General features: G+C 66.7%; 18 protein-coding genes and 2 pseudogenes. 6 read left to right on the top strand and 14 right to left on the bottom strand.

What is annotated here, in order from left to right; all coding sequences use genetic code 11:
• Nucleotides 1–11 precede the first annotated feature (11 nt).
• Nucleotides 12–251, top strand: a complete 240-nt coding sequence (locus GOARA_RS05670; RefSeq protein WP_138947562.1) for a hypothetical protein — start codon at nucleotides 12–14, stop codon at nucleotides 249–251.
• Nucleotides 252–315: 64 nt separating this feature from the next.
• Here GOARA_RS05670 and GOARA_RS05665 read toward each other — a convergent pair whose 3' ends face one another.
• Complete coding sequence (locus GOARA_RS05665; RefSeq protein WP_007321367.1) at nucleotides 316–1,815, bottom strand: amidase; 1,500 nt, start codon at nucleotides 1,813–1,815, stop codon at nucleotides 316–318.
• Between the two features lie 178 nt (nucleotides 1,816–1,993).
• On the opposite strand from GOARA_RS05665, the gene GOARA_RS05660 reads away from it, so the two are divergent.
• Nucleotides 1,994–4,030, top strand: a complete 2,037-nt coding sequence (locus GOARA_RS05660; protein ID WP_007321366.1) for a neutral/alkaline non-lysosomal ceramidase N-terminal domain-containing protein — start codon at nucleotides 1,994–1,996, stop codon at nucleotides 4,028–4,030.
• Between the two features lie 9 nt (nucleotides 4,031–4,039).
• Here the strand turns inward: GOARA_RS05660 and GOARA_RS05655 are convergent, their stop codons facing one another.
• The 3 genes from GOARA_RS05655 to GOARA_RS05645 form a co-directional block, all read right to left on the bottom strand.
• Nucleotides 4,040–5,224 (bottom strand): NAD(P)/FAD-dependent oxidoreductase, encoded by a 1,185-nt coding sequence (locus GOARA_RS05655; RefSeq protein WP_007321365.1) that lies wholly within the window; start codon nucleotides 5,222–5,224, stop codon nucleotides 4,040–4,042.
• 128 nt (nucleotides 5,225–5,352) lie between these two features.
• On the bottom strand, nucleotides 5,353–7,590 hold the full coding sequence (locus tag GOARA_RS05650) for a polyribonucleotide nucleotidyltransferase (protein ID WP_007321364.1): 2,238 nt from the start codon (nucleotides 7,588–7,590) through the stop codon (nucleotides 5,353–5,355).
• A gap of 369 nt (nucleotides 7,591–7,959) precedes the next feature.
• Complete coding sequence (locus tag GOARA_RS05645; protein WP_007321363.1) at nucleotides 7,960–8,379, bottom strand: DUF1761 domain-containing protein; 420 nt, start codon at nucleotides 8,377–8,379, stop codon at nucleotides 7,960–7,962.
• A 53-nt stretch (nucleotides 8,380–8,432) separates the two neighbouring features.
• Here GOARA_RS05645 and GOARA_RS05640 point away from each other — a divergent pair, with 53 nt between their 5' ends.
• Both GOARA_RS05640 and GOARA_RS05635 read left to right on the top strand, forming a co-directional pair.
• Complete coding sequence (locus tag GOARA_RS05640; protein WP_007321362.1) at nucleotides 8,433–9,092, top strand: winged helix-turn-helix transcriptional regulator; 660 nt, start codon at nucleotides 8,433–8,435, stop codon at nucleotides 9,090–9,092.
• A gap of 56 nt (nucleotides 9,093–9,148) precedes the next feature.
• Nucleotides 9,149–9,397, top strand: a pseudogene (locus tag GOARA_RS05635) (LLM class flavin-dependent oxidoreductase); the annotation flags it as partial.
• 151 nt (nucleotides 9,398–9,548) lie between these two features.
• Here the strand turns inward: GOARA_RS05635 and GOARA_RS05630 are convergent.
• From GOARA_RS05630 to GOARA_RS05595, 10 genes are all read right to left on the bottom strand, one after another.
• On the bottom strand, nucleotides 9,549–9,851 hold the full coding sequence (locus GOARA_RS05630; protein WP_007321360.1) for a hypothetical protein: 303 nt from the start codon (nucleotides 9,849–9,851) through the stop codon (nucleotides 9,549–9,551).
• Nucleotides 9,852–9,863: 12 nt separating this feature from the next.
• The gene (locus tag GOARA_RS05625; protein WP_007321359.1) at nucleotides 9,864–11,831 is read right to left on the bottom strand and encodes a heavy metal translocating P-type ATPase; all 1,968 of its coding nucleotides are present in this window, start codon (nucleotides 11,829–11,831) and stop codon (nucleotides 9,864–9,866) included.
• Nucleotides 11,828–12,196 (bottom strand): Cd(II)/Pb(II)-sensing metalloregulatory transcriptional regulator CmtR, encoded by a 369-nt coding sequence (cmtR, locus tag GOARA_RS05620; RefSeq protein ID WP_007321358.1) that lies wholly within the window; start codon nucleotides 12,194–12,196, stop codon nucleotides 11,828–11,830. The genes GOARA_RS05625 and cmtR overlap by 4 nt, the downstream gene beginning before the upstream one ends.
• Nucleotides 12,197–12,283: 87 nt before the next feature.
• On the bottom strand, nucleotides 12,284–12,847 hold the full coding sequence (locus GOARA_RS19290) for a hypothetical protein (protein ID WP_239376845.1): 564 nt from the start codon (nucleotides 12,845–12,847) through the stop codon (nucleotides 12,284–12,286).
• A complete protein-coding gene (locus GOARA_RS19285) occupies nucleotides 12,777–14,063 on the bottom strand; it encodes a relaxase/mobilization nuclease domain-containing protein (protein ID WP_007321356.1) in 1,287 nt (428 codons plus the stop codon). Before GOARA_RS19285 ends, GOARA_RS19290 begins: the two co-directional genes overlap by 71 nt.
• Nucleotides 14,060–14,521, bottom strand: a complete 462-nt coding sequence (locus tag GOARA_RS05610; protein WP_245548363.1) for a hypothetical protein — start codon at nucleotides 14,519–14,521, stop codon at nucleotides 14,060–14,062. Before GOARA_RS05610 ends, GOARA_RS19285 begins: the two co-directional genes overlap by 4 nt.
• A 125-nt stretch (nucleotides 14,522–14,646) precedes the next feature.
• A complete protein-coding gene (locus GOARA_RS05605; protein ID WP_007321355.1) occupies nucleotides 14,647–16,053 on the bottom strand; it encodes a Rep family protein in 1,407 nt (468 codons plus the stop codon).
• 351 nt (nucleotides 16,054–16,404) lie between these two features.
• Nucleotides 16,405–16,653, bottom strand: coding sequence for a hypothetical protein (locus GOARA_RS05600; RefSeq protein ID WP_007321353.1), 249 nt, complete (start codon nucleotides 16,651–16,653; stop codon nucleotides 16,405–16,407).
• A complete protein-coding gene (locus GOARA_RS19275) occupies nucleotides 16,653–16,865 on the bottom strand; it encodes a hypothetical protein (protein WP_007321352.1) in 213 nt (70 codons plus the stop codon). The genes GOARA_RS05600 and GOARA_RS19275 overlap by 1 nt, the downstream gene beginning before the upstream one ends.
• Before the next feature lie 181 nt (nucleotides 16,866–17,046).
• Nucleotides 17,047–18,483, bottom strand: coding sequence for a recombinase family protein (locus tag GOARA_RS05595; protein WP_007321351.1), 1,437 nt, complete (start codon nucleotides 18,481–18,483; stop codon nucleotides 17,047–17,049).
• A 35-nt stretch (nucleotides 18,484–18,518) separates the two neighbouring features.
• Between GOARA_RS05595 and GOARA_RS05590 the strand changes: the two are divergent.
• Together GOARA_RS05590 and GOARA_RS05585 are read left to right on the top strand one after the other, a co-directional pair.
• A pseudogene (locus GOARA_RS05590) lies at nucleotides 18,519–19,295 on the top strand (LLM class flavin-dependent oxidoreductase); the annotation flags it as partial.
• A 689-nt stretch (nucleotides 19,296–19,984) separates the two neighbouring features.
• Nucleotides 19,985–20,635, top strand: a complete 651-nt coding sequence (locus tag GOARA_RS05585) for an HAD family hydrolase (RefSeq protein ID WP_007321348.1) — start codon at nucleotides 19,985–19,987, stop codon at nucleotides 20,633–20,635.
• Nucleotides 20,636–22,688 lie beyond the last annotated feature (2,053 nt).

Below are 22,688 nucleotides of genomic sequence, written 5' to 3'. Positions count from 1 at the left end.
CGACGGCGATGGTGTCGGCGACGGTCGCCTACCTCGCGAGTGACGAGTGCAGCGTCGCCGGCGAGATCATCCTGACCCAGGGCGGCCTGATGCAACGACTGGCCTTGGCGATGAACGAGGGTTACACGAACCCGGAATGCACGCCCGAAGACATCCAGGCGCACCTCAACGAGATCCTCGACGACTCGACGGCCAAACCGCTGGGCGGAATCGGCACCGACGACGAGACGTCACTGCTCGACATCGTCTGATGACGGTTCGGAACGGCCCGCGACTATCTCGTCGCGGGCCGTTTCGATGGCCAGATCGACCGGTTCAGCTCGCCAGGTGGTGGCGCGGCTCAGCCGGGAACCGGTCGATCCAGGGCTGCGCCTCCTCCAATTGGGCGGCGAGCTGCAGGAGTGCGGCGTCGGCGCCCAGCGTGCCGTTGAACTGGACGCCCAGCGGCAGGCCGTTGTCGGTCCAGTAGGTCGGGACGGTGATCGCCGGGCGGCCGGTCAGGTTCGCGAGTTGCGTGTAGGGCACCCATCCGATGTTGTCCTCGATCATCTGGTCGATGACTCCGCTGAGGACCAGCGCTTTCCCGGCGCGGACGCGATGGACGACCCGCGCCGCCACCTGCAGCGGCGCCGGCGTGTCCAATTCGCCGACCTTGATCGGCGGGCGGGCCATCGTCGGGGTGAGGTAGAAGTCGTGGTCGGCGTAGAAACGTTCCATCGCGTGCGTGTACTCGGTGGTCCTTCGCAAGGCCTGCATAAGTGCCGCGACGCCGTTCGCCCGTCCGATCTCGGCCACCGCCAGGGTGTCCGGTTCGAAGTCGCCGTCCTTCGCGCCCGTGCGCTTCTTGATGTCGGCGATCTGCCCTTCCAACTGCGCGAACCAGATCGTCAAGAAGGTTTCCGCGAGCGCCTTGTCGTCATAGGGCGGCTTGACCTCCTCGACCTGGTGGCCGAGATCGGTCAGCAGCTGCGCCGTCGCCGCCATGGCCTTGACCGCCTCCGGTTCGGCGCGGCCGGTGATCGCCGAGTGCGCCGAGAAGCCGATCTTGAGCTTGCGCGGCTTCTTCTTGATCGCCTCGGCGAACTTCCGCGTCGGCAGTGCCGCCTGGTAGTCGGCGAGGCGGTTGCGACCGACGATCGCGTCGAACAATCCCGCGTTGTCGCGCACCGACCGCGATACGACACCGTCGACGGCCATGCCGAACATCAGCTCGCCGGTCTGCGGCCCGTACGGCGCGAGGCCGCGGCTGGGTTTCAAGCCCACGAGTCCGTTGCACCCTGCGGGGATGCGGATCGACCCGCCGCCGTCGTTGGCGCCCGCGGCCGGCACGACACCTGCCGCAACCGCGGCGGCGGACCCGCCCGACGAGCCGCCCGGAGTGCGCGAGGTGTCCCACGGGTTGCGGCACGGACCCCACAACGCCGACTCGGTGATGCCCTTGGACCCCAGCTCCGGCGTGGCGGTTTTACCGAAGACGACCAGGCCAGCCGCCAGGAATCGGTCAGTGATCAGTGCGTTCTCGGTGGCGACATCGTTGCGCAGTGACTGCGAACCCGCCGTCGTCGGGTATCCCCGATACTCCTGGCCGAGGTCTTTGACGAGGAATGGAACACCCGCGAACGGTCCGGTCAACTCGCCGTCGACCTGCTCGTCGGCTTCCTTGTCGATGTCGATGACGATGGCGTTGAGCTTGCCGTTGACCTGGCTCGCCCGTTTGCGGGCCAACTCGAGCAGTTCTTTCGCTGTGACCTGCTTGCTTGCCACCAGCTCTGCCAAGCCGGTCGCGTCGTAGCCCATGTACTCGTCCAGATTCACTCGACCCTCCATCGCCGATCACCGATTCCGCAGCGCCCGCAAACGACCGCCCGCGACCGACCCTATCGGTTCGTTCGGCGCACACCGGGTGAAAGCACGAGCAGGGGCGGTGAATTCGCGTCCACGACCCGCGCTAATCTTCTAGGAATTGCAACCTGTTCTAACCAGGAGTTGTGGCTTGCCGAACCTGTCGCGCCGAAGTCTCATCCAGTCCGTCGCCGTGACCGCCACCGGGTTGGGCATCGCGAATGCCGCGGGGCCGGGCGCCTCGGCGGCCTCCCCCGGCGGCTATCTCGTCGGAGCGGGGAAAGGTGACTTGACCGGCGCCATCGCCGGACAGGGCATGATGGGCTACTCCGATATGGACCAGGTGGCCAACGGCCTGCTTCAGCGCACCTGGGCCCGGGCGTTCATCGTCGCCGACGCGGCGACGGGAAAGCGGGTCCTGTTCATCAACGCCGATCTGGCGTGCGTGTTCACCTCGCATCACTCGACGCTGCTCGCGGAGCTGGCGAAGCGTTACGGCAACACCTACAACCTGCACAACGTCAACATCAACGCGACGCACAACCACAACTCGTGCGGTGGGACGTCATGGGACTACGCGTACGTGCTGGCCGCGAAGGGCCACCGCCGCAACTCTTTCGCCGCGGAGATGGCAGGGCTGCTCGAAGCGGTCGCCCAGGCTCACGACAGTCTCGCCCCGGGAACGGTCGAACTGGGCCGGACCGAACTGCACAACGCGAGTGCCAATCGATCGCAGCCCGCCTTCGACCTCAACCCCCGGTCCGATAAACGCCACTTTCCCGACAAGATCGACCCGCAGGTCACGGCTCTCCGACTGCGCCGCGGCGGCGAGGTGATCGGCGAGATCACCTGGTTCGCCACCCACGGCACCTCGCTGACCGACGCCAATTTCCTCATCTCGTCGGACAACAAGGGCTACGCGGCCTATCTCGCCGAGCAACGGAGCCCGGGCGTCATCAGCGCACACGCGCAGACCAACGCCGGTGACATGTCCCCCAATCTGTGGCTGCGCAAGATGAATCCAGGCGGCCCCACCGAGAGCAACCGGGCCAATCGCGTCATCATCGGCCGTCGCCAGGACCGGGCGGCGCAGAACGCACTCGGGCAGGCCGGACCGATGACGCGCACCGGCGTCGACGCATCGGCGCGATACGTCACGCTCTCCGACATCACCGTCAGCGGCGACTTCACCCCGCACGGGCGGACCGTCCGCACCACGCCGGCCATGATGGGCGCCGCGGCGGTCGCCACGAGCCAAGAGGAGAACACGCGCAGCCAACTCGGATTCATCCACGAGGGCGCCCGCAACGAATTGGCTATCGCGCTGGGCGCCGACGCGGTGCCGACCCCGGAACCGTGGATCGCCGACAGCCAAGCGCCCAAGGCGATCATGTTTCCGCTCGGGCTCCTGCCGCCCCAGCCGTGGGTCGAGCAGACGCTGCCGATTCAGCTGATCCGCATCGGCGACCTGGTGCTGGCGGCCATTCCGGCGGAGGTGACGATCGTCTCGGGTCTGCGCGTGCGGCAGGTCATCGCCGACGCATTGCGGGTGCCGCTGGAGAATGTGCTGGTCCAGGGCTACTCGAACGGGTTCAGCCAGTACGTCACCACGCCCGAGGAGTACGTGTCACAGCAGTACGAGGGTGGCGCGACATTGTTCGGCCGCTGGACGTTGTGCGCCTACATGCAGGAGTTCCACCGGATGGCGGCGGCGATGGCCGCCGGACGGCGCCTCTCGACCGGGCCCCGTCCGGCCGGGAAGACTCGGCCACAACCCGACCTCCTCGGTTCCCAACCGGCCGACTCTCCGATGCCGGGCCACCGTTTCGGTGATGTCGTGGCCGCACCGAAAAGCAGGGTGCGCGGCGGCGAAACGGTCCGGGCGTCGTTCTGCGGCGCCTATCCCACGAACCGGATCCGGCGCGGGCGGGGCACCGCGGGCTACTTCGCGGTTGAGAAGCGCACCCCGGCGGGCTGGACGGTTGCCTTCGACGACGACCACGAGTCGACCGAGCTGAAATGGGAGCGTCCCCAGGGCAGCACCTCGGCGTCGAAGGTGACCATCACCTGGCGCGTTCCGCGGAACGCCGCCGGCGTCTATCGCATCCGCTACTACGGCGACGCGAAGTCCGCGGCGGGCGCACTGCGGGCGTTCAGCGGGACGGCCGGGCCGATCGACGTCGCGTAATCTCGCTCGTCAGACGTCCGCCAGCGGAATCGACGGATCCGCTAGGCGCGCCGGATCAACCCTGCGCTGAGACTCAATGAGCGTCGCGATGTCGTCGCCGCGATCCCAGATGTTGACGTTCATCCCGGCCCGGACGACTCTGTCGGCCAGCCAGAACGCCAGATATTCCAGGTCGTCCTCGCTGCCGCGGACCACGACCTGGTCCTCGCCGGACGCGTAGCCGCGATACTCCATGCCGAACTCGTACTGGTCGGTGTAGAAGTACGGCAGACGTGCGTAGGTCTCGTCGCCGCCGAGCGCGTTGGCCGCGGCGACGGCAGGCTGGTTCAGCGCATTAGCCCAGTGCTCGACGCGGATCCGGCCGAACAGCGGATGGTCCTGGTTGGCGACGTCGCCGACGGCGAAGAAATCGGGATCGCTCGTGCGCAGCCCCGCGTCGACGTCGATCCCGTTGGACACGACCAGACCGGCATCGGCGGCCACGTCGGTGATCGGTTCGGCTCCGATGCCGACCAGGACGGTGTCTGCCGTCAACTCCTCCCCGCCGTCGACCGTGACCGTGCCGGATTCGATCCGCTCGACTCCGGTGCTCAGGCGCAGGTCGACGCCGTGCCGGCGATGCAGTTCGGCGATGACGCCGCCCTGCTGTTTGCCCAGTACCTTCTCCAGCGGCGCGTCGGCGGGTTCGACGATGGTGACCGCCGTGCCGGCGCCGCGCGCGGCCGCCGCGGCTTCGAGCCCGATCCAGCCGGCGCCGACTATCAGCAGCGACCTGCCCTCCCCGAACCGTGCCCGCAGGGCATCGGAGTCGTCGAGGGTGCGCAGATAGGCGACGTCGGGATCGCCGGGAAACCGGCGGGGCCGCGATCCGGTGGCGATCACGACCTTGTCGTAGTGAACCGCGGAGCCGTCGGACAGCGCGACTTGGCGCGCGTCCCGGTCGATCCGTTCGACGGTCACCCCGACCCGCAGGTCGACGTCGTGCTCGTCGTACCAGGCGCGGTCGTGCACGAAGACCGAGTCGCGGTCGTCGGAGCCGGACAGGTACCCCTTCGACAGCGGCGGTCTCTCGTACGGGAGGTGGGATTCGGCGGCGAGCAGGACGATCGCCCCGTCGTAACCCCGTTCCCGAAGCGCTTCGGCGGTCTTCGCGCCCGCGAGGCCGCCCCCGACGATGACTGTTGATCCACCCATGACTTCACGCTACGCGCGATCTGCGAGCAGTAGAGGCGGCCCGGCGTCGACAGTAAGCCGTCGACGAACAACGCGGTGGTTGCGACCCGGTATCGGTCACAACCACCGCGTTGTCGCAGTGCTTCAGATCAGGCGTCGTCGGCGACCGGGACGAGGCTGATCTTGCCGCGCTCGTCGATGTCGGCGATCTCCACGCGCAGCTTCGAACCGACGTTGACCACGTCCTCGACCTTGTCGATGCGCTTGCCGTTGCCCAGCTTGGAGATGTGCACCAGACCGTCGCGGCCCGGAAGGAGCGAGACGAAGGCGCCGAAGGCGGTGGTCTTGACGACCGTGCCGAGGAAGCGCTCGCCGACCTTGGGCAGCTGCGGGTTGGCGATGGCGTTGATCTTGTCGATCGCGGCCTGCGCCGACGGGCCGTCGGTCGCGCCGACGAATACGGTGCCGTCGTCCTCGATCGAGATGCTGGCGCCGGTCTCTTCGGTGATGCCGTTGATCGTCTTCCCCTTGGGGCCGATCAGCTCGCCGATCTTGTCCATCGGGATCTTCACGGTGGTGATCCGCGGGGCGTACGGGCTCATCTCGTCCGGCTCGTCGATGGCCTCGGCCATGACGTCGAGGATGGTGAGACGGGCGTCGCGCGCCTGGCTCAGCGCTCCGGCGAGGACCTTCGACGGGATGCCGTCGAGCTTCGTGTCGAGCTGCAGCGCGGTCACGAAGTCCTTCGTTCCGGCGACCTTGAAGTCCATGTCGCCGAACGCGTCCTCGGCGCCGAGGATGTCGGTCAGTGCGACGTAGCGAGTCTCGGACTTGCCGTCGACGGTCACCTCGTCGGACACCAGACCCATCGCGATGCCAGCGACCGGGGCCTTCAGCGGCACACCGGCGTTGAGCATCGACAGAGTCGAGGCACACACCGAGCCCATCGACGTCGAGCCGTTGGAGCCCAGCGCCTCGGACACCTGACGGATCGAGTACGGGAACTCCTCGACGCTCGGAAGCACCGGAACCAGCGCGCGCTCGGCGAGTGCGCCGTGGCCGATCTCGCGACGCTTCGGCGAGCCGACGCGGCCGGTCTCACCGGTCGAGTACGGCGGGAAGTTGTAGTGGTGCATGTAGCGCTTGGAGGTTTCCGGACCGAGCGAGTCGATCTGCTGGGCCATCTTCATCATGTCGAGGGTGGTGACGCCCATGATCTGGGTCTCGCCGCGCTCGAACAGCGCGCTGCCGTGGGCGCGCGGGATGACCGCGACCTCCGCGGACAGCGAACGGATGTCAGTGATGCCACGGCCGTCGATGCGGAAGTGGTCGGTCAGGATGCGCTGGCGGACCAGCTTCTTGGTCAGCGACCGGTACGCGGCGCCGATCTCCTTCTCGCGGCCCTCGAACTGGCCGCCGAGCTGCTCCAGCAGCTCCGCCTTCAACTCGTCGGTCTTCTCGTCGCGCTCCTGCTTGCCCGCGATGGTCAGAATCTTGGCCAGTTTCTCCGACGCGGCCGCCTCGACGGCGTCGAAGACGTCAGCCTCGTACGGCGGGAACAGCGGGAACTCGCCGGTCGGCTTGGCAGCCGCCTCGGCCAGGCTCTTCTGCGCCTCGCACAGCCGGGCGATGAACGGCTTGGCGGCCTCGAGGCCCTCGGCGACGATCTCCTCGGTCGGCGCCTGCGCACCGCCCGCGATCAGCTCGAGCACGTTGTCGGTGGCCTCGGCCTCGACCATCATGATCGCGACATCGGCACCATCGCCCTCGCCCGAGGTGATCCGGCCGGCGACGACCATGTTGAACACGGCGCCCTTCAGCTGCTCGACGGTCGGGAAGGCGACCCACTGGCCGCTCTTGTTCTCCTCGGTGGGGATGAGTGCGACGCGCACACCGCCGACCGGGCCGGAGAACGGCAGGCCGGCGATCTGGGTCGACGCCGAGGCCGCGTTGATCGCGACGACGTCGTAGTACTCGTTGGGGTCCAGCGAGAGGATGGTCTCGATGACCTGGATCTCGTTGCGCAGACCGTCGACGAAGGTCGGGCGCAGCGGGCGGTCGATCAGTCGACAGGTCAGGATCGCGTCGGTCGACGGGCGGCCCTCGCGACGGAAGAAGGAGCCGGGGATACGGCCAGCGGCGTACATGCGCTCTTCGACGTCGACGGTGAGCGGGAAGAAATCGAAGTGGTCCTTCGGCGCCTTCGAGGCCGACGTGGTCGACAGGATCATGGTGTCGTCGTCGAGGTAGGCGACGACGGAGCCCGAGGCCTGCAGCGCGAGGCGCCCGGTCTCGAAGCGGATAGTGCGGGTGCCGAAGCTGCCGTTATCGATGATCGCGGTGGCTTCGGTGACGTCGTCTTCGTAGACGTCGAGGGTGTCAGACATGTGTGGGGTTCATCCCTTCGATGCGGCGCGCCAGTGTGGCGGCCGGTGAATATACGTAACGAGGCCGCTGACCAGGCGTGAGTGCGTGGCACGGCTTCGGGAGACATGCGCTGAGGTGCACGATTTCGCCACTGTGCTGGGCGGGCATGCGTCGCATGCTGTGCAGACGGCCTTCGATCGAAGCAGCCGGAATGACGAGGGGAACCCATGCCTTCCGGCGGCCACTACCGAGGACCGATCCGACTTCGATCTGTCCAGCAGTTCGGGCGACATCGGCAAATCGCGATGTTCCGCTGAGCAGCTTATCACTCGGCCTGCGCAAAACCCGCTTCCAACACGACGACGCCACCGCGGCGCATCGCCTCGCCGCTATTCGAGAAGCCCGACCGTCAGCGCGATCCCGAGGAACAATGCCAGCTGATAGGCGCTGTTGATGACCGTCAATCGCACCGGCTTCTGCTCGAAAGCGTTGTGCTGCGCCAAGGTCGTCGCCGAGAGCCCCAGCCAGGCGACGAATCCCACGGCGAGCGCGAGCCACGGCGACTGGTCGTCGAAGAACCCCGCGGCGAGCGAACAGGCGATCGCGAGGGCGATCGCGGTGAGCACGATCGACGCCAGCAGTACGACCACCGGACGTTTGCCGACTCTCGCGGAGTCCTCCTGCGTCACGCCGGTCAGTTCCCGCCACACGCGTCCGAAGAGGCCCGAGTCCGCGTACCAGACCCACGCTATCGCCATCCCGACCGCGGTCCCCGCCACGACGGCCAGCCAACTGATGCTCAACGTCATGCGGGTCTCCTCGGATCGACATTCATCTTTCGTAGTTGATATAATCAACCACGATGGAGAAAGTCAACCAACATTCGCGCGGCGACCGCTCTTACGGGCAGTTCTGCGCACTCGCGCGCTCCCTGGACGTGGTCGGCGACCGCTGGACGCTCCTGATCGTGCGCGAGCTGCTGCCCGGGCCGTTGCGCTACTCCGAGTTGAAGACCTCGCTCGGCGAAATCGCGTCGAACCTCTTGGCAGATCGGCTCCGGAGCATGGAGGCCAACGGGCTCCTCGAACGCCGCCTGGAAGATACGAGTGTCGTCTACGCCCTCACTCAATGGGGTGCGGGACTCCGCGAACCGATGGAAGCACTCGGCAGGTGGGGCTCCCCCTTGCTCATGACGGGACCGGGCGACGACCTGTTCCGGCCTCGCTGGCTGACCCTCGCACTGCCCGCGCTGCTCCGGGGCAGGGTCGCCTCGCCACCTGTCGAGATCGGCATCGAGACGGACGGATTCTTCATGACGCTTCGAGTCGACGAGGAGGGGCCCAGCGCGTCCACACGCGCCGACCCGAAACCCGACACGGTGTTGGTCGCCCCACCAGAAATCGTTGTCGGACTCGCGGCCGGCCAGCTCACCGTCGACCAGGCGCTCGCGGCAGGCGACCTCCAGGGCGACAGAAGCGTTCTCGACAGGGTGTTCACGGACAACGCGCGACCGGACCGCTGACCAGGCATGACACCCGTGGTGGGAATATTCGGACCACGGTCCGGTTAGTAGGCGATATGAAGAACATCGGATTCCTGTCCTTCGGCCACTGGTCGCCGGCACCCGGGTCACAGACCCGGTCGGCGTCGGATGCGTTGCTGCAGTCGGTCGAGCTGGCGGTCGCGGCCGAAGAGCTCGGCGCCGACGGCGCGTACTTCCGCGTCCACCATTTCGCGCGTCAGCTCGCGTCGCCGTTCCCCTTGCTGGCGGCGATCGGAGCGCAGACGGACCGGATCGAGATCGGGACCGGCGTGATCGACATGCGCTAGCGCATGCCTGGGTTGTAGCACTTGTTGTCAGCGTCGGCGCGCTCTACAGCACAACGTTGACGGCAATCCTGGCTGGTTTTCGATGAAGGCGGCTCTTCCTGCGCTGAGCGTCGGTGCGATGATCGCGCAACCCGGCGGTGCTCCACCCTCATAGAGGCGCATCGAGTACTTCGCGCAGCTGATCGACGGTGGGCGAACCAGCCAGCCCGGCAGGAGTGCGGAACACTCGACAGGCGAGCCCCACCGGCGTGTGCTCGTCGGCGAAGGGGTCGGAGCCGTCAATGAGGACGGTCGGGGACCCGTGGAACCCGAGGCGGGCGGCGTCCTCGGCAGTCTCGACTCGCTGATGCACGACGCGGACGTCCGATCGGCCGTCGAGGGCCTCGGTGAGCCGCCGGTCGAGCACCTCCCAGTTCGGGCACCCGTCGAAGTACTGCAACGTGATCTCCACGATCCACTCCTCTCAGGCTCTGTCCGCGCGGACCGCGGCCGGTGACGCCGTCTCAGGCGACGCAGCCGCCGCTTGGCTCTTGCGGGCACGCGCGGCGCGCAGCCCGTTGGCGATGACGACGACCTCGGCGACTTCGTGGACGAGGACGACTGCGGCCAGGCCGAGCACGCCGGTGATGGCCAGCGGCAGCAGCACGGTGATGATCGCCAGGGACAGCACGATGTTCTGGTTCATGATCGCCCGGCCTCGGCGGGCGTGCCGCAGAGCCTGCGGGATCAGGCCGAGGTCGTGACCGGTGAAGGCGACGTCGGCGGACTCGATCGCGGCGTCGGATCCGGTCGCGCCCATCGCGATGCCCACGGTCGTACCGGCCAGGGCGGGGGCGTCGTTGATGCCGTCGCCGATCATCGCCGTCGGCGAGGCCTTAGAGAGCTGGGCGACGATGCGGGCCTTGTCCTCGGGCCGCAGCTCGGCGTGCACGTCGCCGATCCCAGCGAGCTGCGCGAGCGCGTGCGCGGTGCGGGCGTTGTCGCCGGTGAGCATGCTCACCTCGACGCCCTGGGCCCGCAGCGTGCGCACGACCTCGGGGACCTCGGGGCGCAGCTCGTCGCGGACGCCGATCGCCCCGGCCAGTTCGCCGTCGACGGCCACGAGCACGCAAGTCTGGCCCTCGGCCTCCAGGTCCTCGACCCGGGCCTTGAGCGGCCCCGCGTCGATCCAGCGGGGGCTGCCCACCGTCACCCGGCGGCCGTCCACCATGCCGCCAATGCCGTGCCCGGCCTCCTCCGTCACGTCCTGCGCGGCGGGCGCTCCTTGGCCCGCGGCGGCGATGGCGGCGGCGAGCGGGTGCGTCGAGTGCTGCTCCACGGCCGCTGCCCAGGCGAGCACCTGGGCGTCGTCGAACCCGTCGGCGGCGACGACGGCGGTGACCTCGGGCCGGTTGCGGGTCAGGGTGCCGGTCTTGTCGACGGCGAGGTGGCGGATGCCGCCGAGGCGCTCGAAGGCGGCACCGCTCTTGATGACGACGCCGAACTTCGTCGCCGCGCCGATCGCGGAGACCACGGTGACGGGCACCGCGATCGCCAGCGCGCACGGGCTGGCGGCGACGAGGACGACCAGGGCGCGGGTGATCCAGGTCTCGGGGTCGCCGAGCAGCGAGCCGAGCACGCCGACAAGGACGGCGAGGACCATCACGCCGGGCACCAGCGGGCGGGCGATCCGGTCGGCGATGCGGGCCCGGTCGCCCTTCTCGGCCTGGGCCTGCTCGACCAGCTCCACAATGGTGGTCAGCGAGTTGTCGGTGCCCGCCGCGGTCGCCTCGACCTCCAGGACTCCGGCGGTGTTGATCGCGCCCGCCGACACTGCATCATCGGGCGCGACCTCGACCGGGATCGACTCGCCGGTGATCGCCGACGTGTCCAGACTGGAGCGGCCAACGCGGACCAGGCCGTCGGTCGCGACCCGCTCGCCCGGGCGGACCAGCAGCACGTCGCCGACGGCGATCTCCTTCGCCGGGATCTCGACCGAGGCACCGTCGCGCAGCACGGTGGCGGTCTCCGGCACGAGCTTGAGTAGCGCGCGCAGGCCGCCGCGGGCGCGGTCCATCGCCTTGTCTTCCAGGGCCTCGGCGATCGAGTACAGGAACGCCAGCGCGGCGGCCTCTTCGACGTAGCCGAGGATGACCGCGCCGACGGCGCTGATCGTCATCAGCAGCGCGATCCCCAGCTTCCGCTTGACGAACAGGTTCCGCAGCGCGCCGGGCGCGAACGTGTACGCGCCCAGCAGCAGGCCCGCCCAGAACGCGACCAGCGCCGCGACGTGCAGCCCCAACCACTCCAGCAACAGGCCGATGCCGAACGCGACGCCGGAGAGGATCGGCACCACCAGGCCCGGGTCGCGCCACCACGGGCGCTCGGCCTCCTCCTCCACCTCCTCGGCGGCGCTGGCGGCCGGCTCGTCGCAGCCGCAGGCCGCGCTCACGAAGCGTCCTCCGAGCCTGTCGCGGCGCAGCAACCGGGCACCGAGCAGTGCGGGTCGATGCACGGCGCGCTCTCGTCCACCGCCAGCGTCACGTCCACCAGCGCCGTCAGCGCCGCGGCCAGGTGTGGGTCGGCGATCTCGTAGCGGGTCTGGCGGCCCTCGGGCTCGGCGACCACGATCCCGCAGTCGCGCAGGCAGGTTAGGTGGTTCGACACGTTCGACCGCGTCAGCCCCAACTCGCGCGAGAGCACGGCGGGGTGGCTCGGGCCGTCGAGCAGGGACATCAGTATCTTGGAGCGCGTCGGGTCCGCCATGGCCCGGCCCAGCCGGTTCATGACGTCGAGGCGCGAAGCAATAGTCAGCATGCACTGAACTATACAGTGTGTGCTGACCTATCGTCCAGTTGCAGGGCTGCCGCACGCGCTCTGCGCGCTTGCCCTCGGGAATCACGGTCACCTCTTGCGCCAGCTCGGCCACGTCGGCATCCCGCGACCCTTCCACGTCTCCACGAGACCGGCGGCCCACCGGACGGACGCGAAGAGCCCGTAGCCGGACCCGGCAAGGCCAGCGCCGACCGCGAGCCACCGCCCGATGCCGAGCCACACGCTCCCGTCCACGTCCAGCGCCCACTGAGCGCCGGTGATGAGCCCGGCGATACCCATCCAAAGCCCGGCGACGACCACGACCACCGGCAGGAGGGCGAGGCACATCGCCGCGGCCGCCGACCAGAGCTGACGCGCTTCCAGCTTCGCCGTCGCCGCGATGATCCGCTCGGCCCGTTCGTTCGACGCATCGAGGTTCGCGGTCATCGTGGTCGAAGCCTCCCCGGCGACCTGCTCGACGGCCTTCTCGACCCGTTCCTCGGTGCGCTTCTCGATCCGCTGCACCGCGCCGCCGACCTGGCTCAAGAGCTTCTGGTTCGCCGCGGCCTGCGCCTTGAGCCCCTCAATCGCCGAGGCCGTAGCCGCGCGATTCTTCTGCGCCTCCGCGACCAAGCTCCGCGACGCGGCGTTCAAGCTCTCGCCGTTGAGACTCTGCGCGAACTCGCCGAGCGTGCTCGCGATCTCGTTCTGCCTGCTCTCGATACTCGCGATCCTCGCGGACACGTCGCTGGAGGGCGAGGAGGTCGACGCCGGGGCCGTGATCCGCTCCAGCCGCCTCGTCGTCTCCTCGTCCATGACCTTCACGAACCCCGCGAGCTTCTTCTGCTGCTCGGCCAGCGTGGCGATCCTCGTATTCTGCGCCTCGACGGCGGCGAGGATCGAGGTCAACAGCTCCATCGTCTCCGGACTGCCGAGCGGCGGCGGCGACTGCACGGGCCCGTTCTGCTGCTTCAGCCTGTCGAGTGCTGCGCTCATGTTCCTGCTCCTTCTGCTGCTGGTGGTAGTCGAAGAACGCCTGCGCGCCCTCCGGGGTGAAGTCCGCCGAGAGTGCGCTCGCGCGCTTGCGGCGCTCGGCGCGCCCGGACTCGCCGCGGCAGTCCTCGATGTAGAGCGTCCAGGTCTCCTGCCCGGCGCGCTTGCCCTTCTTGCTGACGGGGCTGTGCAGCCGCATCCGCGGCACCCTCTCCCCGTCATCGCCGAGCTGCTGGTTCTGCTCGTCGATCACCGCTTCGAGACCGGCCTTGTCCACCGCGCGGGGATCGGTCAGGGCAGCGCTCATCCGGTCGCCCATCTCGCGGTCGAGCGATCCCTCGGCGAAGTCCTCGCGGCGCAGCTCCCAGTCCATCGGCGCGTGCTCCAGACGCTTCACGACCGAGAGCCCGTGCTCTCGCATCAGCTCGTCGTTCGCCGACTGCACGCCCCGCTGGTTCCCGGCCTTGCGATCGTGGAACGTCCGGTAGTCCGAGAGCGCCTTTCCGGTCCGGTTGCTGTGATTGATGACCAAGATGTGGTTATGCGGCTTTCTGCCCCGGCCATCCACGTGACTGACCACGAGGCAGTCCGAGTCGGGGTGCATCCTCTTCGCGAGCTGATAGCCGAGATCGTTCACCCGCTGCACGTGCTCCGGGTTCTTCGGGTCGAACTCCTCGTCGCTGAAAGACTGCCGGTAATGCAGCGCCTCGACCTCGCGCGTGGTGTTCTGCGTGAGCGCCCGTGCGCGCGCCGAGAATGCGCCAGGGCCTCCCGGCACTTCGCACGTGATCGCGACGCCCCGCTCGTCCTCCTTCCCGCGGATATAGCGCTCGGTGTCGGCGGCGCTGGTGCTCGGGCTGTAGTGGGTGGTGCTCATGCGGCCGTCCGATCCCCGAGCAAGGCGCGGACCTCGCGCAGCAGCTCGATCAGCTCGGGCACCTCCGACGACAGCGCCACCGCCTCACCGGCGCGCGCGCGGCGATCCAAGTCGTTGACGTTGATCGCCAGCGGGCGCACCTGGGCAGCCAGCTCACGAGCGTCCGCCGACGCCTGCACACGCGCCTCGACCCCGAGCAGGTGCGCCGCCACGGCGGCGTCCAACTCCTCCGAGCGGGAGGCGTGGAGGGCATCGCGTACGACGGTCCGTACCCACGTGCTCGGAGCCAGTCCGAGCCGCTTCGCACGAGTGCGAAGCGCCGCGAGCGTCTCCTCCCCGAAGTCGGTATCGAGCTTCGCGCGGCCCCCACGACGACGCTTCGCGCCGCCGTGACTCTGACGCACAGCCTCCGCATCAGCCCGACCGGTGTTCACCTGGGAGTCGGTCTGCTGCTCCACCTGTACGCCAGAGTGGCAAGCAGTAGGCCTGTCGGACACATCGCTGACGCTCGTGTCCTCCAGCCCTGCTTGCGAGGGGCCTCCGGCCCCCTCGACCCCCTGGAAGAGCGAATGCTGATCGGTGCTCATGCGGCACCTTCGATCAGCGCCAGCGGCACGTCCGGACTTCGCACCGCGAGCCCGCTGAGCAGCTCCGCGACCGCACCGTCCGCGTCGTGTTCCGCCGAGGTCTCCGGACCGTACGTCAGTTCCCGCGACCCGGCGTTCTGGTGGTACGCGTTGCCGTACATGCCGGGCGTGTGCGCGGCGGTCGGGATGCTGCACTGGTGCCACTCGTAGGGCTCGATCTTCCCGATGTGCTGCACGAGGTAGCGGTTGATGTCGTCGGCGCGGTAGACCTTCACGACCGACGCCAGGCGGCGGATGAACTGGTCCAGCGCCTCGTCCACGTTGCCCTTCTGGCGGGCGTAGTAGAAGAACTCGACCGGCTCGATCGTCGCCGTAATCACGATGAGGCGCGGAGCCACCTCGCCCTTGTACCGAGCCTTCGCAGGCGAGGCGTTATACGGATCGAGCAGCAGCAGCCAATCGTTCGCGTCCATCGCCGAGGCCCGCAGATCGTCCAGCAGCAGCACCTCCTCGCCCCGCCAGTCATCCAATGGGTTCCCCGTCGCGGCACGGTAGACCTGCCACCGCTCGCCATGTGCATTGGCCGCGCTAATCGCCTCGGTGATGAAATCCGTTGCGAACCGAGTCTTGCCGATCCCGGCATCCCCGTGGACGAACACCACGTGCGTCGAGAAGGCACCGGCGCGCAGCTTCGCGGCCGCCCGGTACGCGCGGCGCTGGCCGTAGGCCGACAGCGCGTCGTCGATCTCCCGCTGATGCCGCGAGTAGATGTCGAACAGCTCGTCCGTGAGCATGATCTGATCCCGCGTGATCTCACCCTGGAGCACGCGCTCCCGCATGTCCTCGAAGTTCTCGGCGACGACCTTCTTCTTCACGTGGGCGCGGCCCTTCAGCCACGTCTCCCGGCGCTGGGCGTCGATCCCGAGATACTCAGGCCCCCGCACCGTGGCAACCTCCGAAGGCGCGTACTGGTGCTTGTCCGCGTACTTCACGTGCGTCAGATACGACAGCATGTTGTCGAAGGCGTACCGCCCGCGGCCAGGCTTCTCGACGTACTGAGGCTCGACACCGATGCCGAACGCGAGCCGATCCAGCGGCGCACTCTTCGCACGGCTGGCGAACTTGATCACGGCGTGCAGGTGCTCGGGCTTCAGTTCGACCACCAGGGCCTTCTCCGTGTCGCTCCAGACCTCGCGCTCGTCCTTGTCGTGCACGATGCCGTAGGCCTCGACGACCTCGCAGCCGGTGGCCTCGAGCCGCTGCACCACGTAGGCGAGGATCGCCTCGGCACCCTGCTGGAGCAGCGCGGCCCCGTTCGGGTCCTCGGCAGCCCAGGCCCAGTACGACGGATCGAGGTATTGCGTGAGCCCGATGCTCGTCGGGTTGTTCTCCTGCTTAGCCACGGCGACCACCCCCGCCGCGGGCGGCGCGGAGGGTCTCAGAGGGAGTGCGGCGCCTAAATGACCCCCTATTGACCGCCAAATGAGACCCAAAATGATCCCACGAGGCCACGCGACGGAGCGAGGGCGGAACCGGCTGCTGACCAGGCACGTTGTTGCATGGCGCGGCAATCGACAAGCCCTTGCCGCGCCCGTAGGAACGAATGAGGGTCTCGTAACTCTTGGAGTGCGAAGCACGGCTACGGGCAGTCATCACGACGACGGGCAGCCCGCCTTCGGCGGGTGCCAGGCCAGGCCCTCCGGGCGGGGTCAGGTCGGTGGGAGCGGTGCTGAGGTTGCGTGCGTCGGCGTACATCAGCGACCACCGCCCCGGCCGTAGCGCTTGATGACAGCCTGATGCGTGACGCCGAGCGCGTCGCCGATCCTGGCCCAGGTCACCCCGTCGGCGCGGGCGTCGGCGACGGCGATCTCGACCGCCTCCTCCAGTACGGAGCGGAGCACGCCGAGGTCGTAGAGCTGGGCCTCGGCGTCGGCGAGGGACGGGTCGCCCTGACGCCAGCGGAAGCCGGTCAGGTGATCGAAGGCGGCGGAGTTCGCGCTCATCAGCGACCACCACCCATCACAGAGGCAACGGCGGCGCGCTGGCGCGGGGTCAGCGGAGTGAGTGCCAGGCGCTCACCGGCTCGGCGGCCAGCGGCACGGGCGGCGGCGATGACGGGATCGTGGCCGTCTGCCTGCGGCGAAGGAGTGGAGCCCTGATCGAGGCGAGGGTGGTCGAGCGCGGATGCGCGGGGGACGTCGATAACGACAGACATCGGAAGTCCTCAGACATGAGTATCTTCCGGTTCCCCGCCACGGTAATTGGGCTGTTTGACCGGCTACTCATCCGGGAGCAGAACCCCGCGCTTCTAAGTCGCGGCCCCGGTGGGATCTTCTTGTCTGCAACCATTCTCCCATGACTCGACTCACCAGTGCAATGACGAGTCGAGTCATGAGTCAGTCGCTTCTCGGCTCGATCCGCACGAGATCGGGGTCGAACTTCACGTGACCCGGCATTATGGGCTCGATGGTCACCGTCACCAGCTCGTCCACGAGCATCCGGCGACGGTCCATGTCCAACGCCTTCCACTTCGACTCGACGACCTCACGACGCTCCGCGGTGCCGACCGCCTCCTCCACGCCCGCCAGCAGCTTCGCCGCCACCGACACCGAGCGGTCCAGCAGCTCCGTGTCGATCTCATCGATGCGGGCCTTCACGTCGTTGATCGCCGCGGTGATCTCCAGGACCGGCTGATGGATGTCGCGCAGCAGCGGGCTCAGCTCTTTCACACGCTCGACCAGGGCGTTCCGCTCGGTCAGCAGTTCCTCGCGATCCGGCCCGTCGTCCTCCTGCGGCATCACGAGGTCGTGCACGTCCACGGACGACAGGCGCGTGAGCACCGCCTCGGTGACCATCGCATCGACGGGCTCGCGCTGGCGGGTGAGGTGGAACTGCTCGCCACAGCGGTACGTCGGCTGCTTGCGGCTATTTGTCCCCGAGACGAGCGTCGCGCCGCACTTCCCACAGAGGCCGATCGTGGACAGGAGGTACTTCGGCTGATTGCCCTGCCTCGCCGACCTCCGCACGTTGTCCTCCAGCTTCGCCACCGCGGCCCGCCACGTCTGCTCGCCGACGATGGGCGGGAACGCCTCGCCCTGCACCGGGTACAGCTCGCCGGTCTTGTAGTGGCGGATGAAGCCAGCGTAGAGCGAGTTCGCCAGCAGGTACCGCACGGCATCGACGGAGAACTCGGACCCGCGCGCGGTGAGATGACCGGCGTTGTTCAGGTCCTCTCGGATGCGCCGGATCGACAGCGATGGCTCGCCGAGGAACGCGTCGAAGGCCCGCCGGACGGCGGCGGCCTCCTCCTCGATCACTTCGCCCTCCCTCGTCCAGCCGAACGCCTTCCATGTGGACGCGGGGATGCCCTCGGCACGTCGGCGCTCGTTCGACCTGATCTGTCGCTCGGCCTTGCGACGCGCCTCGAACCGGGCGAGAGCGGCGAGCATCGTCGCCCGGAACTCGCCGTCCGCCGTCGAGAGATCGATCTCGCCGTCCACGGTGACGACGCGCAGACCGAGGTCGATCAGCGTGTTCAGGTCCTTCGTGCTGCGCAGGAGCCGGTCCATGTCCACGGCGACCACCATCGAGAACCGGCCCGCGCGGGCGTCGTCCAGCATCTCGGCCCACCGGGTGCCAGCGCGGCGCTTCTTCGTCGCCGACACCGCGTTGTCCTCGTAGACCTCGACGACGTTCCAGTCCTTGGCCTCGGCCAGCGCCCTGATCTTCCTCAGCTGCGTATCGACCGTCCAGCGGTCGCCCTTGCGGTCCATGGAGGCGCGGACGTACGCGGCCACCTCGTTCGTCTTCCTCAGCGCTACCAGTTCGACCATGCAACCAAGCTTACGTGAACGGGCGTTGCAACCACGATATGCAGTACGAGAATCCCCTGTACATGGCTGAGGACGCAGGTGCCGCCGACCTGCTCGCCGGTGGCCGGCTGCAGTTGGGCGTCAGCCGGGGATCGCCCGAACAGGTCATCGACGGCTACAAGTACTTCGGCTACGTCCCCGACGAGGGATCGTCCGACGCGGAGATGGCACGCGACCACACCGCCGCCTTCCTCACCGCCATCGAGGGCACCCGATTCGCGCAGCCGAACCCGCGGCCGATGTTCCCGAACCCACCCGGGTTGCTCGGGATCGAGCCGCAGTCCACCGGCCTGCGCGACCGCATCTGGTGGGGTGCGGGCACACGGGCCACCGCCGAATGGACTGCCCAACAGGGCATGAACCTGATGAGTTCGACGTTGCTCACCGAGGACACCGGCATCCCGTTCCACCAGCTGCAGGCAGAACAGATTCAGCGGTTCCGCGACACGTGGCGTGAAGCCGGTCACGAGCGCGAGCCGCGAGTGTCGGTCAGCCGCAGCATCTTCGCGCTGGTCGACGACCGCGATCGCGCCTACTTCGGCGGCCGCGCCGACTCCGACCAGGTCGGGATCATCGACAATGTGAAGGCCCGCTTCGGACGCACCTACGCGGCCGAGCCCGACGAACTGATCGCACAGCTGCGCGAGGACGAGGCGATCGCCGCGGCCGACACGCTGCTCCTAACGGTTCCCAACCAGCTCGGCGTCGACTACAACGCCCACGTGATCGAGTCGATTCTGACGCAGGTCGCGCCGGAGCTGGGTTGGCGGTAGGGAAGCATTACCATTACTGGGATACAACGAGAGAGTACCCATCAGAACAACACTCGGACCTAAATGATCTGCATCGGGCGGGATGGGCACCGAATTTCGAAGTTTATGACACCTCCGAACCAAAGTCGACGACAGCTCCCCGATAAGTCCGTTCAGCGGACACGATGCGCGCGCACCACGGACAGTGGTTCTTGGGTTGTTTCCGGAATGAGAGCGACGGCGGTAATGACGGCACTACTGGCTGGGGCTTTAACATCGTGCTCCAGTACCGGCACTGATCGGGGTGCGGTGAATTTCGCGAGCCGCATCGGTGTGAGCGTGCCTGCCAACGCGTCACACATCAAGGTGAATGATCCACCTTTCACCGTGCAAGGTGGTTGCTCGAGCCTAGAATTCCTGATTCCCGAAGCAGACTGGGCGGCATACGTCACCCCCTACTTCGGAGCGGACGAACTCGACGACTTGAGTTCCGCCCCGGGCTTCTGCGGCCATGCCTTGATCGACTGCGAGGGAGGCGCGTTGGTCAAGGGTTTCCAGGCATCAGGCCAACACGACGGAATTGGGCGGTCGATAGAAGTGATCCCCCATTGCGTTAATGGTCAGGCGAGGATCGCCTGGGGGACGACTGAGTGAGATCGACCGGTGGGCAAGAGCATTGCTGGCGGTGAGGGCGCACGTATTGTCGTCCCATGGGGAGTTCTGATGTGCACGCGGTCGTGTTCGACGTCGGCGAGACCTTGATCGACGAGACCGGAATCTGGATGCGCTGGTCGCAGCGCCTCGGGGTGACGCCCCTGACGTTTCTAGGCCTCATCGGTGCCGTCGCCGCGACTGACCGCCCGGTGTCCGCGGCCTTCGATATCGTCCGGCCGGGAATCGACATCGGTGATGAGGAAACGGCGTGGGCCGCCGAAGACCCCAACGGACTGCGCAACGGGTTCGACGGAGACGACCTCTACCCGGATGCCCGTCCCGCACTTGCGGAGTTGCGTCACCGAGGTCTGCGCGTCGTTATCGCCGGCAACCAGCCTCCGCGCGCACTCGAGGCCCTATGCGCCATGGAACTTCCAGTCGACGAGATCCGCAATTCGGCCGAGCTGGGAGTAGAGAAGCCTCTCCCCGGCTTTTTCACGGCCGTCGCGAATCTTGCAGGCTTCCCACCCGAGCAGATCGCCTACGTCGGCGATCGCACCGACAACGACGTCCTTCCCGCCACCGATGCCGGCATGAGGCCGATTCTCATTCGGCGCGGACCGTGGGGGCATCTCCACGCGTTGCGCCCCGAAGCGTCACGCGCGACGATCATCGACTCGTTGTCCGAGCTCGCGGAGATCCTCTAGCCACCGAACTAGAGCCCGACCCCGCCAAGCCCGACCCCGCCAAGCGAGCGAACCTCGCGTTCGAGATTCGTACGGGCCGACTCCTCCCACATCTGTCCTGACTTGGCCTGAGCGACGGCGTTCATCTTCCAGGAACCCTCGTGTCATAGTCGTGCTTCGTGGTGTCGCACCGGAGCTCGGTCGGCGCTGATGGGCTGGATAGAGCTAAGGATTCGCTAGCTCCCAAGCGAGCTTTGTCCTGCCATCCTGACAATTGACGAATACCTTGAGATTCCCCCGGCCGACGTTTTCGCCGACATATCCGTGGAGCATAATCACAGGTCGCCGAAGGTCTGTACCACACTCGATAAGGTTGCGCCCACACGCGTCGTTTCGAGAAACGTCTCCTCTCCATCCGACTCGCCGAAATATTGAGCGGCATACCCTCGCCACTCACTCTCGGGAAGTAGAAACTCCAAGCCAACGCACGACCCCTGTATCTCGATGAGGGATGCGAGTGCTTGAACATCTGCAGCTGATTCAGGAATGCCGACATTCAGCCTGTCCGTCGCCCGAGCCACGGCGCCCGAAGATGTCGAGCATCCGGAAAATAGGGCGACCAATAGGCAGCACGTGAGGGATCGAGAGCTTGAGCCAAGTCTCATCGGCCTGGGTCCCCTTTCGTGCTGCAGACTCCGGATGTACCGGTTGTATCAAAGTCTTGGGCCAACCGGCACGATGTAACTGATTTAGTTCGCGGAACGCCAGGCCGGTCGGGTCCTCAGTTGCGATAGTTATAGATGCTCGTTTGTCTGCGATACTCGAACCCCAGCACCATTCGGCATCCTGACGCCGAATGGACTTCGAATTGATTCCCCACGCAGGTCGAGGTCGTGTGAGATTCCGGTTGGCACCGAAACTCTCAACCTAAGGACCGACAAGCGCCCACGCGATTTTCGTCCGAGCCCCATGGCAATTCTCAAGAACCTTTAGCCCGCGATATACGCCGTCAACCCTATCCGACCACCTTTGGGCAGGAACCCGAAATTCTGGACCACAACGAATCAGATTCTGTCCGCAAGTAGTGCCGTCGTCATATGTCTCCTCCGACGCGGCTAGATCGAAATACTCGTCTACATAGTCGCGCCACTGCTTGCTTGGCATAAGAAATTCGAGTCCAAGGCAGGATCCCTGAACGGAAAAAAGAGGAGCATCAGCTCTCACTTCAGTCGCCGATTCAGGCAATCTAACGCCCAGCTTATCCGTGGCACGAGATACAGGATCGCCGTAGAATCCGCAGGACGCGACAACAGTCACTACAGCAATCGTCAAAATCGAAAGGAAGAATCTCTTATCACTTCGGAGCATTTGTAGCATATACATTCCCCGTTGTTCCAAAGGTTTCAAAGTTCTGCGCCATCCCAGCCTTGTGCAGTTCATTCAGCCCAGAGGTCAGCTGGTCGTCCGGATTCCAATTGTAGTAGTCATATATGCTAGTCTTGTACGTAATACTGACACTACCGTCCGATTCAGGAGTGGCCACGCCACTGGACTGCAGAGTGAACGTACCAAGTGCCGCCCAGAGGTCCGGATTCTTAGTCTTACTTGGTCGGTAACTATCCTCACCAGATGCCCAGTCGGACTGGAATGCGATAGGACCATCGTACCCTTCAGGCATCACGCTCCGAGCTTTTGCGTAGCCGACATGCGCACGCTTTTCTGCTCGCTCAGCAAATCCCCTATCACTCTGGATTATTTCATCGACATTCCATTTGCTGTGACCTTCCGGAACCGTTTAGAAAGTGTTTTAATAGCCGTGATGCGTTGGGCATCTTCCCCTTCGCTGCCTCCGCTCCTGCGTTAGCGTCCAACCACAGTTGCTGCAGTATTCCTCGATCGCGAACACTCGGACGCGACGTTCGATAGTCGTCGGGCCCGGAGCCATCTTTGTTCGCGGCTGCTATCGGACCCGTTGGTGGTTGTATCCGGTCCGGTATCCTAGGCCGAAACGGGCGCTGCGCCTTGTCGACACCTAGTAGCGCATTTTCAACCTGCCAGTCGTAGTACTGACTGT

The sequence above is a fragment of the Gordonia araii NBRC 100433 genome, from assembly GCF_000241265.1.
GTDB lineage: Bacteria > Actinomycetota > Actinomycetes > Mycobacteriales > Mycobacteriaceae > Gordonia > Gordonia araii.
Note: the sequence above shows the minus strand (reverse complement) of the source record. Positions and strands in the feature narration are given on the sequence as shown.

Excerpts from the sequence above, each read along its gene's own strand:
- cmtR (WP_007321358.1), bottom strand. The coding sequence starts at position 12,196 with ATGCTGACTATTGCTTCGCGCCTCGACGTCATGAACCGGCTGGGCCGG.
- GOARA_RS05655 (WP_007321365.1), bottom strand. The coding sequence starts at position 5,224 with ATGGGTGGATCAACAGTCATCGTCGGGGGCGGCCTCGCGGGCGCGAAG.
- GOARA_RS05600 (WP_007321353.1), bottom strand. The coding sequence starts at position 16,653 with ATGAGCGCGAACTCCGCCGCCTTCGATCACCTGACCGGCTTCCGCTGG.
- GOARA_RS19275 (WP_007321352.1), bottom strand. The coding sequence starts at position 16,865 with ATGTCTGTCGTTATCGACGTCCCCCGCGCATCCGCGCTCGACCACCCT.
- GOARA_RS05585 (WP_007321348.1), top strand. The coding sequence starts at position 19,985 with ATGGGGAGTTCTGATGTGCACGCGGTCGTGTTCGACGTCGGCGAGACC.
- GOARA_RS05640 (WP_007321362.1), top strand. The coding sequence starts at position 8,433 with ATGGAGAAAGTCAACCAACATTCGCGCGGCGACCGCTCTTACGGGCAG.
- GOARA_RS05650 (WP_007321364.1), bottom strand. The coding sequence starts at position 7,590 with ATGTCTGACACCCTCGACGTCTACGAAGACGACGTCACCGAAGCCACC.
- GOARA_RS19285 (WP_007321356.1), bottom strand. The coding sequence starts at position 14,063 with ATGAGCACCACCCACTACAGCCCGAGCACCAGCGCCGCCGACACCGAG.
- GOARA_RS05595 (WP_007321351.1), bottom strand. The coding sequence starts at position 18,483 with ATGGTCGAACTGGTAGCGCTGAGGAAGACGAACGAGGTGGCCGCGTAC.
- GOARA_RS05645 (WP_007321363.1), bottom strand. The coding sequence starts at position 8,379 with ATGACGTTGAGCATCAGTTGGCTGGCCGTCGTGGCGGGGACCGCGGTC.